This window comes from Paenibacillus sp. FSL R5-0749 (genome assembly GCF_038595085.1).
Classification (GTDB): Bacteria; Bacillota; Bacilli; order Paenibacillales; family Paenibacillaceae; genus Paenibacillus.
Map to the genome: position 1 here is coordinate 2,171,213 of NZ_CP152005.1, position 13,645 is coordinate 2,184,857.

Sequence of the window (13,645 nt, forward strand, 5' to 3'; positions counted from 1 at the left end):
ATAAAGGTTTTCATTGTAAATGTAATTGTAATGTAGTGAGGCCTGCCTATGCAGGCCGACTGAACTTAAGGGAGTGTACCAAGATGAGAATAACAGACTTAATGATCCAGGAAACGATGATCATGGACCTGCAAGCCACAACCAAAGATGAGGCTATTGATGAACTAATTGCAAGCCTGAACCGAAGCGGACGTATTAATGATCCGGTCCTGTTCAAGGAAATGATCTATAAAAGAGAAGCTGAATCCAGCACGGGTATCGGTGGCGGAATTGCGATGCCGCATGCCAAAACAACAGCAGTGAATGAACCAACGGTTGTATTCGCCAAGAGCAAGAATGGACTTGATTTTGAAGCGTTGGATGACCAACCAGCTCACGTGTTCTTCATGATTGCCGCTCCAGAAGGCGCAGGAAATACCCATCTGCGTACGCTTGCAGCTCTTTCCAGGTTGTTGATTGATAGCGATTTCATCTCACAGTTGATGAGTACAGATACACCCGCCGAAGTCAGTGCATTGTTTGATGCCAAACAGGTGGAAGCAGCAGAAAAAGAAGCAGCCAAAGAGAAAGCAAAAGCGGAAAAAGCAGCAAATGCCACATCCGGCTCTGCAAGTGGTCAGCAACAGAATACCTCTGGTGTCATTGTGGGTAATGAAAATTCGGAAGATTTTGTTGTTGCGGTTACAGCTTGTCCGACAGGTATAGCGCATACCTACATGGCTGAAGATGCACTTAAAAAGAAAGCTCAGGAAATGGGCATTAACATTCGCGTTGAGACAAACGGTTCCGAAGGAGCACAGAATGTGTTGACGGCTGATGAGATTGCCCGCGCCAAAGGGGTTATCGTTGCCGCAGACAAAAATGTGGAGATGGCACGTTTCGATGGCAAACCGGTACTACAAAGACCGGTGAGCGATGGAATTCGCAAATCCGAAGAGTTGATTCGCAAGGCTGTTAACGGTGATGCACCGATCTATCACAGTCAAGGCGGAGGTACCAAGGAAGAGGGAGCAAGCACTGGCAAGATCAGTGTAGGTAGCAAAATCTATAAAGATCTGATGAATGGTATTTCTCATATGCTGCCATTTGTTGTTGGTGGCGGTATCCTTCTCGCAATCTCCTTCTTGTTCGAGCAGATTGCTAGTCCTGATAATCCGATTGTGCAACTGCTTCAAACGATCGGTGGCGGAACAGGTGCATTCCACTTCCTGATTCCGGTCCTTGCCGGATTTATCGCGATGAGTATTGGTGATCGTCCAGCCCTGATGCCTGGTATGGTCGGTGGATTGATGGCGGTTAACTCGAACGCTGGTTTCCTTGGTGGTCTGGCTGCCGGTTTCCTGGCGGGTTATGTAGTCATTGGTCTTCGTAAGGCATTGAAAGGTTTGCCAAAAGCAATTGATGGCTTGAAACCAATCTTGCTGTATCCAGTATTCGGTTTGCTGATCGTAGGTGCAATCAGCTTCTACGTCTTCGATCCAATCTTTGGTTCCCTGAACACATGGCTTGTAGATGCACTTGGTAATCTGGGAACAGGAAATAAAGTATTGCTTGGTTTGTTACTTGGTGGCATGATGGCCATCGATATGGGCGGACCGTTCAACAAAGCGGCATATACGTTCGCGATTGGGGTATTCACATCCAGTGGTAACACAGACGGTGCCTGGATGGCAGCAGTTATGGCAGGTGGTATGGCGCCTCCTCTGGCAATTGCCCTGGCAACGACGTTCTTCAAATCCAAATTTACGGAGCAAGAACGCAAATCGGGCTTGACCAACTATGTTCTTGGATTGTCTTTCATTACGGAAGGTGCAATTCCATTTGCAGCAGCTGATCCACTTCGTGTATTGACATCGTGCATCATTGGTTCTGCTGTTGCGGGCGGACTGACACAATTGTGGAGCATTAATGTACCAGCTCCGCACGGCGGCATCTTTGTTGCTGCACTGGCGAACCACGCAATATTGTTCCTGCTTGCCGTTGCCATTGGTGCAGTGATCTCCGGTCTGATTCTGGGCTTGTGGAAGAAATCACCAACGCTTGTGAAGTAAGGAATATTAGAAACATCTCCTGGGTGGATTTCACCTGGGGGATGTTTTTTTTTTGTTTCAACTTTTTCATCAGACAACGGAAAGTTGCCTCTGAATTTGTGTTTGTGTAAAATGCTTATTTAGCATTCATATGAATATATGGTAAAATAAAAATATATAATGAAACAGTGTTTCAACTAATGAAACTTATGCAGGAGGAATTCGAATGTCTGATGTAATCAAGAGTCAGGTGCAGAAACAGTTTGCGAAAAATGCAGGAAAATACGTGACGAGTGCGGGACATGCCAAAGGTGAAGATCTCGAGTTGCTCGTGGCTTCATCTCAAGCTACTCCAGATATGAACGTGTTGGATATCGCCACTGGAGGAGGACATGTCGCCAATGCTTTGGCTCCTCTTGTTCAGCGGGTGACTGCCCTGGATTTAACGAAGGAGATGCTGCAGGCAGCTGAACAGTTTATCCTGGGGAATGGACACGATAATGTAGATTTTGTAGCCGGGGATGCGGAGAAGCTACCATTCGATGATGATGTCTTTGACCTTGTGACCTGCCGAATTGCGGCTCACCATTTCCCGGACGTTTCTTCGTTTGTTCACGAGGCGTTGCGAGTCATGAAGCCTGGTGGAAGGTTGTTATTGATTGACAACGTGGCACCTGAACGTGATGAGAATGACCAGTTTTACAATGAAGTAGAGAAGTGCCGAGATGCAAGCCATGTTCGAGCATGGCGCAAGACGGAATGGATTCATATGCTGGAGTATGCGGGCTTCCGAATGGAAGCGATGGTTTCTTTCCAGAAGCGCTTTAAGTTTGAAGAGTGGTGTGATCGTGCAGCACTGCCGGAACAGGAGAGGGGTGTACTTGAAGCAAGCATGTTAAGCGCACCGTCCATCATCAGGAAATTTTTTGATTTTGAAGTGACAACGAACGGGAAGCTCGACAGCTTCCAAGGAGAAAGTGTATATATTCAAGCGACTAAGCCGACTCATGTCTGATTCGATAGAGCAGACCATTAAGTTAGCAGGTTATGAACGACTAAAAGGGCGGATATTAATCAACAAAAACAAGCAGAGTACCTTGAGGAGGTAGATCTGCTTGTTTTTTTGGCATATTTATAATCATCAAAGCGACAGTTCAGGGTTTTAGTATAACCTTGGTACATTCGTCTTCATGATCGTTGAAAATACGATACGCATCACTTGCATTCTCCAGTGGAATTCGATGGGAGATGATCTCGGTTGGATCAAATTCACCAGCTGTGATTTTACGGAATAACTCAGGCATGTAATGTATAACAGGAGCTTGTCCCATTTTGAGATTGATATTACGTTCAAACAGATTGCCTAATGGAAACATGTTGTAGGAAGAACCATATACACCTGTAAGTTGAAGTGTACCGAATTTGCGAATGGCCTTCATGCCAATCTCGATGGCACTCAGGGAACCGCCATGCAATTTCAGCTTCTGTCCAATTTCCTCCAGCGTGCTTTTTTTGCCATCCATACCTACACAGTCGATGACAACGTCGGTTCCACCTTGTGTAATCTCGCGAATGTGTTCACCCATATCATCGTAATCTTCAAAATTAAAAATCTCTGCATCGTTCAAACGTTTGGCTTTCTCCAGTCGATAGGGCAGGCGATCTACAGCAATAACGCGTTTGGCACCTTTCATCCAGGCGAACTTTTGCGTCATCAGTCCAATGGGGCCACTACCGAGTACGGTAACTGTATCTCCCGGTTTAACTCCCGCATTCTCGACACTCCAGTAAGCGGTTGGAAGAACATCGGACAGGAACAATAAAGCCTCATCTTCCAATTCACAGGATTCCGGGATCACAAACGGTGTGAAGTTCCCATAGGGAACACGCAATAACTCTGCCTGACCTCCAGGGTGGTTGCCGTAGCGCTCAGTAAATCCAAAATAACCGCCTGTATGAATATCCGGATTGCCATTGGAATTATCGCACTGACTCTCCATGTCATGATTGCAATAGAAACATTCGCCACAAGCGATATTAAAAGGCAGGACCACACGGTCCCCCTTCTTCACACGTGTTACTTCCGGACCGACTTCTTCTACAATGCCCATCGGTTCATGACCGATAACATAATCTTTGGCAGCGGGCAGGGCTCCCTGATAAATGTGCAGATCGGATCCACATATGGCTGTGGAAGTAATACGAACGATAATGTCATCCTTCTGTTGCAGTGTGGGATCTTCAACCTCTTTGACTTGAATGTCCTTCATTCCCTGAAACGTAACGGCTCTCATCTTCATATTCCTCCTTGTATAGTGGGATTCTCTGACAATTACCCCTTTTCAGCTCAAATGATAGAGAAGATACTAAATTAAACTACAGGCCACTTTATTTTTCGCAGCGCATCGAGCAACTCAGGGGGCGCATTCAGATTGTCGCGGACCAGATCCCGCGGGGTTAACGCCATCCATTGATTCAGGGACACATCCTCAAATCGATCACTTCGGAATATTTCCAAAAACCATAAAGTGTCTGTACCGGTATTCTGTATATAGTGTCCCATTGCGACAGGAACATATCCGACATCTCCAGCCCGATAATCAAATGTTCGAGCAATGCCATTGCCTCCAAAGACGGTCATTCTTCCTTGTCCTGTCAGATAATATTGCCATTCATCTGCATTAGGATGCCAGTGCAGTTCACGCATGGCGCCAGGACGGATCTCAACAAGTGCAGCTGCAACAGTAGTAGAGATGGGAAAGTTGGTGGAGTCTACAATACGGACGCTTCCGCCAGGTGTAATGAGTGGTTCCTGCGCCAGCAATCGATGTTTGAAAGTGAGCGGAACGGTACCGTATGGCGACTGAACTTCCTGGCTCTCGATGGAGCCCGGGACAGTATCTTGGAAAATGTACACCTGTTCCTTCGGCATCGACTGAAAAGCAGATTCGGGCACGCCGAAATTGACAGACAATACTTCCGGTGGTGTATGGGCAAACCAGTCGGATACGGATAACGTATTCAGATCGGAGAAGGACCCGTCATCAAACACGAGTAGAAATTCACAACCATCCTCCAGTCCTTGAATGGAATGGGGGAGACCCTTTGGGAAAAACCAGAGATCGCCCGGCCCAACATCTGCAATAAAATTACGTCCGTTCTGATCCACCGAGGTGATTCTCGCTGTTCCCCAGATCATATAGGCCCATTCGGATTGCTGGTGCCAATGGAGTTCTCGTACACCGCCGGGTGTCAGGCTCATGTTCACACCAGCCAGTGTCGTGGCAACAGGAAGATCCCGTACGGTAATTTCACGTGACCACCCCCCATGGTTCAATTGCATATGGGTATCGGAAAAAGACATTCTCAGATTGGGCAATAACCCGTTATCGGTAGCTGGAGGTACCAGCATATCGGGGTTTTGTATATCTCTCATGACATCTCTGGGTCCCAGATCAGGTCCTCCAGCGCCATCACTGCGAATGGGTTGCGGGATGATAAGAGGTTTATCATTTGGTTGCTGTCCTTTGGTCATTGAGTGATCCCTCCAGATTCAGTGGCATGTCACACGCGACATGGTATCGTTATGTCTACACCTATGAATCAGGGCCTGGATAATATGAGGGACAAACGACAAAAAAGACGTGACCGCATGCAGTCACATCTTCTGGTTATCGAATCAGATGAAGGCAGAATTCCAGATCGGATTGAAGATGCCCGTTCATTAGGCGCTCAGCGTGTTTTTGTTATATTTCGTCCTCCTGGTACATCACGATTAGGATGGGGTGGAGGCAGGTTTTTCACGCTGCGTTGTACGAAAACGCTGCTCGTAGATTTCGTGTACACGATGGAGAACGGCAGGACCTTGCTCGGTAAAACGAAGCGCTGTCGCTTTATTTTTCACCAAGAAAGTACCGGATTCATGTCTGGTGGGTGATAAAGCCGCACGGTAGAGCAATGAAGCGCCATGACTCGGATGGGGAAAGAACCATTTCATAATGGGTTTGATATAGAAGGGCAGACCGGATGTTTTGTTGCCCCGTAGCGTATTATTTCCACCGGGATCTACGCTTAGCAGTTGTATGCCATCTCCCTTGGCAGATTTGGCAACCTCGCGTGTCCACAGAGATAAGCCGAGCTTAGAAATGGCGTAGGGACCAAACAGCTTTTTGAATTCAGCTGGACGTTCCAGGATGTTTAGATCAAATTGTTTGACCATTTTGAACGCGGTGGTGGAAGTATTAATGACTGTCTTCATCTGTCCTTTGAGCAATAGCTCAGCCAATTCCATGTAAATGATATAAGGGATTACCGTCTGAAGTTCGAAGTGTAGTTCATGCCCCTGATCAGAGAAACGAAGCTCGGAGGCGCTCCCCCCGGCATTGTTAAACAAGACATCAATCGAATCGGTATCAGATTTGATCTGATCCAGTGCAGTTCTCAGGCTATCGTAGTTGGTCAGATTGGCCTGAACCCAACGCAGCTTGCCTGAACGTAAGGCGTTCTGAATATCGGTATCCTCGGCTGGGAAAGCCGACCGGTTGAGACCGATTACCTGCCATCCTTCATCCAATAACTTGCGTGTCAGTTCAAGACCAATTCCTGACGTTGAGCCTGTGATGAGAGCGGTGTGAAGCTGATTTTGGTTATTCATATATACCTCCAGAAGAATGGGATTACAGAGCGAATCTGTATGCTGCGCTCATTCTATAACTTGGAGTCGACTCCAAGTCAAGAGGGGGCTCGAATGGATCATGCTTGACTTGGAGTCAACTCCAAGTTGTAATATGGAGAGAAATGAATGTGGAGGAGGCCCATATGTTGAGCGACCATGTCATGTTCTCCATCAAAGAAACGTCAGAGCAGGCCGGATTATCGGAAGATACCATTCGTTATTATGAGAAGATCGGGCTGATTCCCCGGGCTGAACGCAAGCCTAATCGCCATCGGGTGTACCGCTCGGAGGACATCCATACGATGAAGTTGATCACTTGCCTCAAAAAAACAGGAATGTCTCTGGAGGAAATGAAGCCCTATTTGCATATGTCCATAGACTCGGATCTCGCAGATTTCCCGGAGGAGCGGGAAAGGCTGGTGAATTATCGAAGCAAAGTTGAAGCACAGATTGCTTCGCTACAGCAGGTCGTTGATTTTATCGATGAGAAGTTGGATAAACGAAGTATGTTTCCTGATGAGTGCCCTATTACCGGGGAAAACCAGATGCCTGTTTTTGAGAAAAAGAACATATTCGTTTGACGGACAATTGATATTGAAAAGAGGAAATCTGCCTTGACTCTACAACAATTAAAATATGTAATTGAAGTGGCCACACGCGGCTCGATGAATGAAGCAGCCAAACGCCTGTTTATCTCGCAACCCAGCCTGTCGAATGCCATTCGGGATCTGGAGCAGGAGTTACGAATCACCATTTTTGAACGTACCAATAAGGGGATATCTCTGTCCAAAGAGGGCGTTGAATTTCTAAGTTACGCACGTCAGGTGGTAGAACAGGCTGAACTGTTGGAGAATCGGTATCTGAACGCCAAGCCATCTCCGCAGCATTTCTCCGTATCGACACAACATTATGCTTTTGCGGTGAATGCCTTTGTTCGTCTGGTACAGCAATATGGTCAGGATGAATATGAGTTGGCGCTTCGGGAGACAAAGACCTACGAGATTATTCAGGATGTGAAAAGCCTGCGTAGTGAGATTGGCATCCTGTATTTGAATGAATTCAATGCCAAAGTGATTAACAAATTGTTAAAAGATGCAGGTCTGGTCTTCACAAGCTTGTTCACAGCTAAGCCCCATATCTTTATCAGTGTGAAGAACCCGCTTGCGAAGCAGGATTCGGTTGCGATTGAGCAGCTGCAAGATTATCCGTATCTGTCATTTGACCAGGGAGAGTACAATTCCTTTCATTTTTCCGAAGAAATCCTGAGTACGTTATCTCACCCCAAGAGCATACAGGTCAACGACCGCGCAACATTATTTAACCTGTTGATTGGTTTGAATGGTTATACGATCTCTACCGGTGTGCTTAGCGCTGATCTGAACGGAAACGAGATTATTCCTGTACCGCTGGAATGTGAGGAAACCATTAATGTGGGCTGGATAAGTCATAAGAGTACTTCTCTCTCTAATCTGGGCGTGGAATATGTCCGAGCTTTGCATGAGGCTATAGGGTCTTAATGATGTTGGGAGGTTCGTCAAAAATCCGTTTCCGTACAATCGGGAGCGGTTTTTTTTGTTCTGCTGCGATCACTCAAGTAGAGGGTGGTATGTTGTCATCCCGTGTAATAGAATGAAGGTATATGTCGAATAGGTGTGAGAGCACGAAGGGAGAACGGTTAGTGAGAGTTCTGTATCGAAATAAAAGTGAACAGCATGAGCTGACGGTATATGATACCAAAAAGCTATATGGAGAGAAGGGGCGATTTCGTGTATTGGAGTTCTCCAATGCAGCTGTGCAGGGCGCAATGGATCTGGATGAGCCTGCCCGGATGGTCTTGGAGTATCCAAGAGCGATGGTACATCTTATGGAACTGAATCATCCTGAATTTGAGAAGGTATTTGTGGTCGGACATGGTATTGGCACATTGCCAACCTACTTGTCTGATTGTCAGGTAAAGGTGGCTGAGCTGGACGCAGAGGTCGCTGAGCTGAGCCGAACTTTTTTTGGATATGAAGGAAGTCCTGTACTCATTGGGGATGGTCGTGAATTATTAGGGCAGGAGCCTTCAGGGATATATGATTATATTATTGTTGATGCGTTTACGGCAACGGGTACACCCGAGCATTTGATATCCAGTGATTTTTTTGCCTTGGTCAAGGACAAGCTGGACAAGAAAGGGGCTGTGCTCCTTAATGTGTTCGGTCATGTTGGCAATGACCGGCTTGTGAGTGCGATCTATACGACACTTCAGGCACACTTTGCTTATACACATGCATTTGCATTGCCCACAGAAACAGCGGATGAAGTTCAAAATCGTATTTTAATGGGCAGTCATCATGCGATCGAATTTCAGATTCCCCACATGGCGGGGTTTGTTGAGCAGGAGCCGGAAGAAGGATATATCATCGTTGATCCAGACTGAACCTGAACAGTGATTCTTCCAGGGAAAGTAAATGTCATTAAATCGTCAATCTTACGATGTAATTGTTAAGATTTCTCAAACTCTTTATTTGATCTTAACAACTTTCGTATAAGATAGAGGGAATATGCTTTTTCATGAAAATCCGGGGGAAGTAAATAATGATTGCACAGATCAAAAGATCCAAATTACGAAGAAAAATAAAAAACATCAAGAAAATCAGTCTTACAGCTTTACTCGGTGGGCTGGTCACCATATCCGTCTTAATGACATTGACCCTCATGGTCATCTCATCTTATACATCTCAGAAACAGTCACTCATTGATAACACCCTAACGCTAAACTATGCAAGCGCTGTGCAAATGAGCCAAACCCTGGATTCGCTTTTTAATTCCATGCAGGAGAGCTTGAAATTTGCAGCCCAATATTTCCCTGATATGGATCAAACCAATGCTAAAGAATTGAATTCCACATTGGATTTGGTTCGCAATAGCAGTAATTTTTTTAATTCCGTTGCTTTGGTAGATAAAGCAGGAGTAGTCAGGTCTACCTCACCTTACTCGCAGGCTAGCGTAGGTAACCATGTTAGTTCAGATGCAGCAAAAGAAGCGATTAAATCGAGAGCTTCCTATATCTCCGAAGCGTACCAGACACCCCGAACCAAACGCAGAATTGTATTTGTCAGTGAACCGATCTTTGATTCGGCAGGTGCGTACCAAGGAACGATTGGTGGAAATATCTTTTTGCAGGAAGATAATATTTTGAGTCTGTCTTTTGGCAGTCAGCTCAAGACAAGCAATGGTTCCTACTTTTTTATTGTGGATAAGAAGGGCACGTTGTTATTTCACCCAAACACCAACCGCATTGGGGAAAATGTCAGTAAAAATGAAGTGGTACAGAAGCTGCTCATAAATGAGAACGGTAAAGAACAATACAAGAACCTTGCAGGTGTGGATTCACTTGCCGGTTATTACAAAGTTCCGTCAACAGACTGGGGCGTCGTCATCGTGTCTCCAACCCAAACGGTGTACGATCAATTGAATCATCATATCCGTATGTTGTTACTGTACACTTCTGTGCCTTTCCTGATTCTGACTCTAATTGTACTTCGGGTGGCACGTAAGCTGGCCAGTCCGTTTGTGTTGCTCGCTGATTTGGTGAATCAGGTCGATAAGGGACAAGTGGATCTGCCGGTGATGAAGCCTCATTGGAACAGGGAGGCGGACCTTCTCACACGTACCGTTGTTGGCGCGTTGGCGAACTTTAGGAAGCAGAAGAACCAGCTTGTCTATGATGCCAGAACAGATGTTTTAACAGGTATGAACAATCGCAGAACCTTCGAAGAAGTCATTCAGGAATGGATTCAGGATGAAGCACCATTCTCCATAATTGTTCTGGATATTGACCGCTTCAAGTCCATTAATGATACATTCGGGCATCATGCTGGGGATGAAGTACTGAAACACATTGCCAACATCATTCAATTGTCTGTTCGCACGGAAGATGTCTGTGCTCGTTTTGGTGGAGAGGAATTTGTAGTCTTGTTAAGGAATTCCGAGTCTAACGTGGCTTTTGAGATTGCTGAACGTATCCGAATAACGGTCGAAGAAAGCATATTGCCTATTGATCGTTTCGTAACCATCTCGGCTGGTATTGCTGAATATCCGAAGCACTCCACAACATCCACAGAACTGTTTCACTTGGCCGATAATGCATTGTATCAAGCGAAGGAAGAGGGGCGTAATCGTACGGTTACGATCCAGACGGTTATCAAATAAATAAAGAAGCTGTTCCCTAAGAACAAGGGACAGCTTCTTTTGTTTTCTATACCTCTTGTGAGGATCTGGCCAGCACCTCATTGGTATACGTTTCTCCCCAATCTCGCATGCTGAAGATAATTGGTCGTAGCGTTTCACCAAATGCTGTGAGCGAGTACTCCACTTTTGGTGGGATTTGGGGGTAGATTTCACGATGAACAATTCCGCTGCTTTCCAACTCTCGAAGTTGTAGGGTGAGCATACGCTGGGTGATGTCAGGAAACAATTTGCGAAGCTCATTGAATCTCAGAGGACCAGAGAATAAGTGATACAAAATGGCACCTTTCCATTTGCCTCCAATCACACTAAGAGTAACTTCCACGGAACAGCCGTATGGCGTTGGACATGGCTTGGTTGCATCTTTTTTCATTATTAGTGCACCTCCACTTTACGGTGATAATCTATGGTATCCATTTGGGTGATTACATTACATATCGTACGTATAGTTCATGAAAGAGCATATCACTTATTATGCAGATTATAAACCCTAATCCTAGGCGCAGGCAGATGTGATGATGTCTGTAAGAAAAAAAGAGCCCCCGTTTCGTCTTGCGAAACATGGAGGCTCAATAAATGGGATGAATTTTGTACACTATATCAGGGCATCGAGGGAATATGCACCAGCTCCAGCGAGAGCAACACCAAGTAATGATCCAATCATCACCAGGTTATATTCGAATCCTCCGTTCAGATTCCATAGACCTTTATCTGCGTGAACCTTGGCTATGGCTACAACCATCGGAAGCATGAGTAGAATGGCTCCAACGATAATCCATAGACCGACTCCAAACAGGAATCCACCAATTAATTCAGCAAGTCCTGCGCACACGGCCAACGCTCTAGCGGGTTTCAGGCCAATCGCTCCGAAAAATTCAGCCGTCCCTGATACACCCTCACCCCCAAACCAGCCAAACAGTTTCTTGCAGGCATGTCCGATCATAATAAAACCGATAACGAGACGAATAATGAGTAGACCCGTGTCCAACATGAGATGATTTCCTCTTCTCTGAATGTGTTAAAGTATGATAATGAGTGTGTATATGCTACTTCAGTGATGATAGAATGGAGTCACATAGAGCCATCGTTGCAATATTATCCTTGGCGCTAGAATGTGGGACTGTCTGGTTCTGGCAGCACGTGATGAAGTGCGCCATCTCACCAACGAAACCGCGTAGATAAAGGTCGCGATAAGCTCCTGACATGGGAGATCCGGAAGGGGTATATACGGTATCTTGCTCCTCGAGAGATTTCCAGGGAAGGCTTGTCGAGCTTCGGGATTGATGGACAGTAAGAGTGTTGATCTCTTCAGCTGACGCAAATCCGTGATCAAAGGTGACGAGTACACTTTCACTCTCCCGTGACCAGGCACTCATGCCGGTAAAATAAGCACTGCCTACCACGTTATTTTCGAATACAAGGGAAATGCTTTGATTAATGTGCTCCCCATCCTTCACGGTTGTGCCTGTAACACGTATAGCTTCTCCGAATAAGTAGCGCATCAGATCGATCATATGAATGGCAGCGAGTTTGATGAACTGCTCCTCATTCTTGCAAAACGGGGTGCTGTCTACAGCGAATTTCATCTGAAACGAACGCACTTTACCTAGCGATCCACCATTAATGAGTTCTTTTAACTTCAAGTAGACCGGAGCATAACGCTTCATAAAACCAACCATGACAACGACGCCAGCCTGCTCGGCAGCTTCGGCTAGAGTGGAGGCTTCCGCAGCGTTCCATCCAAGCGGCTTGTCCACGTATACATTTTTGCCAGCCTGAATGCATTCAAGGACAAGAGCAGTCTGATCCATAGGCTGGGCGACCACAACGACTCCATGACAAGTTTCCTGCTGTAACATAAGCTGAGCGTTATCATACGCTTTGCCATTGCTGCCAAATCTCAGCAGAGCTGCTTCAGATCGTTCCATACTGCGAGTGGCAATGGCCTGGATCTGCGCTCCGCATTCAACGACAGAAGGATATATATTCGTGGATGCATGAAACCCGGCACCGATAAAGCACAGATGGGTTGTTTTCAAAATGAGATCTCTCCTTCAATGTATCATTCGTATTGGTGGTTTGTTTGCTTGATAATACGATAGGGTGTTTGACGTTGATAAAAAAGGACATATGTCCTTTTTCTGAATGGATAAAAAGAAGTTGCATTATTATTTTGGAGCATGTATACTCTGAATTACGGTAAAACAAGGAATTGCTTCACCGGAACGCTTTTCATCCATGGATGAGGAGATACATAATATGCGGTCGTGGCGGAATTGGCAGACGCGCACGGTTCAGGTCCGTGTGGGCTAACCCCCCGTGGAGGTTCGAGTCCTCTCGACCGCATCAAACCAAAGAAAGGTTCGCGAGTTGCTTTAGAGCAATTCACGAACCTTTCTTTTATTTTTACAATAACATTGTGAATTCGGTATTTCGCTGTTGGCACTCTAATGCTGACGTTGCCGCAGAATGACTGCCATAATGAGTCCGGTGATAGCTCCAGCTATTCCAAACAGTGTAACACTGGCAATAACCTCAACGGACTGGAGACGAAACAAAAAAGCGATACCGCTGCCAAAGGTGGTTCCAGCGAGAAATCCGAGCGAAATTCCTAATTCGTTGGTTAATTTCATAATTCACCTACTTGGACATGTGAGATATGGATTTGCAAATATGGGGAACAGGAAGTAAAGTGTGATCAGGAAAA

13 protein-coding genes and 1 tRNA gene are annotated in these 13,645 nt (G+C 45.8%); 7 read left to right on the forward strand and 7 right to left on the reverse strand.

Translation table 11 applies throughout. The features are described 5' to 3' along the window. Positions 1–83: 83 nt before the first annotated feature. Positions 84–2,051, forward strand: coding sequence for a fructose-specific PTS transporter subunit EIIC (locus tag MKY85_RS09760; RefSeq protein ID WP_342572480.1), 1,968 nt, complete (start codon positions 84–86; stop codon positions 2,049–2,051). A gap of 205 nt (positions 2,052–2,256) precedes the next feature. Next, positions 2,257–3,045, forward strand: a complete 789-nt coding sequence (locus MKY85_RS09765; protein WP_342572481.1) for a class I SAM-dependent methyltransferase — start codon at positions 2,257–2,259, stop codon at positions 3,043–3,045. 139 nt (positions 3,046–3,184) lie between these two features. Here the strand turns inward: MKY85_RS09765 and MKY85_RS09770 are convergent, their stop codons facing one another. The 3 genes from MKY85_RS09770 to MKY85_RS09780 all read right to left on the reverse strand — a co-directional run bounded on the left by MKY85_RS09770 (position 3,185) and on the right by MKY85_RS09780 (position 6,684). After that, entirely contained in the window at positions 3,185–4,324 is a 1,140-nt protein-coding gene (locus MKY85_RS09770; protein WP_339241074.1) for a zinc-dependent alcohol dehydrogenase, read from the reverse strand. Between the two features lie 77 nt (positions 4,325–4,401). After that, a complete protein-coding gene (locus MKY85_RS09775) occupies positions 4,402–5,565 on the reverse strand; it encodes an oxalate decarboxylase family bicupin (RefSeq protein ID WP_342572482.1) in 1,164 nt (387 codons plus the stop codon). A gap of 240 nt (positions 5,566–5,805) precedes the next feature. Next, on the reverse strand, positions 5,806–6,684 hold the full coding sequence (locus MKY85_RS09780; RefSeq protein ID WP_342572483.1) for an SDR family NAD(P)-dependent oxidoreductase: 879 nt from the start codon (positions 6,682–6,684) through the stop codon (positions 5,806–5,808). 164 nt (positions 6,685–6,848) lie between these two features. On the opposite strand from MKY85_RS09780, the gene MKY85_RS09785 reads away from it, so the two are divergent. From MKY85_RS09785 to MKY85_RS09800, 4 genes are all read left to right on the forward strand, one after another. Next, positions 6,849–7,286, forward strand: a complete 438-nt coding sequence (locus tag MKY85_RS09785) for a MerR family transcriptional regulator (protein WP_342572484.1) — start codon at positions 6,849–6,851, stop codon at positions 7,284–7,286. Between the two features lie 33 nt (positions 7,287–7,319). Next, on the forward strand, positions 7,320–8,222 hold the full coding sequence (locus MKY85_RS09790) for a LysR family transcriptional regulator (RefSeq protein ID WP_339241083.1): 903 nt from the start codon (positions 7,320–7,322) through the stop codon (positions 8,220–8,222). 161 nt (positions 8,223–8,383) lie between these two features. After that, entirely contained in the window at positions 8,384–9,127 is a 744-nt protein-coding gene (locus MKY85_RS09795) for a fused MFS/spermidine synthase (protein WP_342572485.1), read from the forward strand. Positions 9,128–9,285: 158 nt separating this feature from the next. After that, positions 9,286–10,902: a sensor domain-containing diguanylate cyclase gene (locus MKY85_RS09800; protein WP_342572486.1), complete on the forward strand. Its 1,617-nt coding sequence runs from the start codon at positions 9,286–9,288 to the stop codon at positions 10,900–10,902. A 46-nt stretch (positions 10,903–10,948) separates the two neighbouring features. Here MKY85_RS09800 and MKY85_RS09805 read toward each other — a convergent pair whose 3' ends face one another. From MKY85_RS09805 to MKY85_RS09815, 3 genes are all read right to left on the reverse strand, one after another. Continuing rightward, positions 10,949–11,311 carry a helix-turn-helix domain-containing protein gene (locus MKY85_RS09805; protein WP_339241087.1) on the reverse strand — a complete coding sequence of 121 codons (363 nt, stop codon included), beginning with the start codon at positions 11,309–11,311 and terminating at the stop codon, positions 10,949–10,951. Between the two features lie 222 nt (positions 11,312–11,533). Next, entirely contained in the window at positions 11,534–11,929 is a 396-nt protein-coding gene (locus MKY85_RS09810) for a DoxX family protein (RefSeq protein WP_339260230.1), read from the reverse strand. A gap of 55 nt (positions 11,930–11,984) precedes the next feature. Then, on the reverse strand, positions 11,985–12,977 hold the full coding sequence (locus tag MKY85_RS09815) for a Gfo/Idh/MocA family oxidoreductase (protein WP_342572487.1): 993 nt from the start codon (positions 12,975–12,977) through the stop codon (positions 11,985–11,987). A 222-nt stretch (positions 12,978–13,199) separates the two neighbouring features. On the opposite strand from MKY85_RS09815, the gene MKY85_RS09820 reads away from it, so the two are divergent. Further along, positions 13,200–13,284, forward strand: a tRNA-Leu gene (locus MKY85_RS09820). A gap of 101 nt (positions 13,285–13,385) precedes the next feature. Here the strand turns inward: MKY85_RS09820 and MKY85_RS09825 are convergent. Next, complete coding sequence (locus MKY85_RS09825; RefSeq protein ID WP_339241093.1) at positions 13,386–13,571, reverse strand: hypothetical protein; 186 nt, start codon at positions 13,569–13,571, stop codon at positions 13,386–13,388. Positions 13,572–13,645 lie beyond the last annotated feature (74 nt).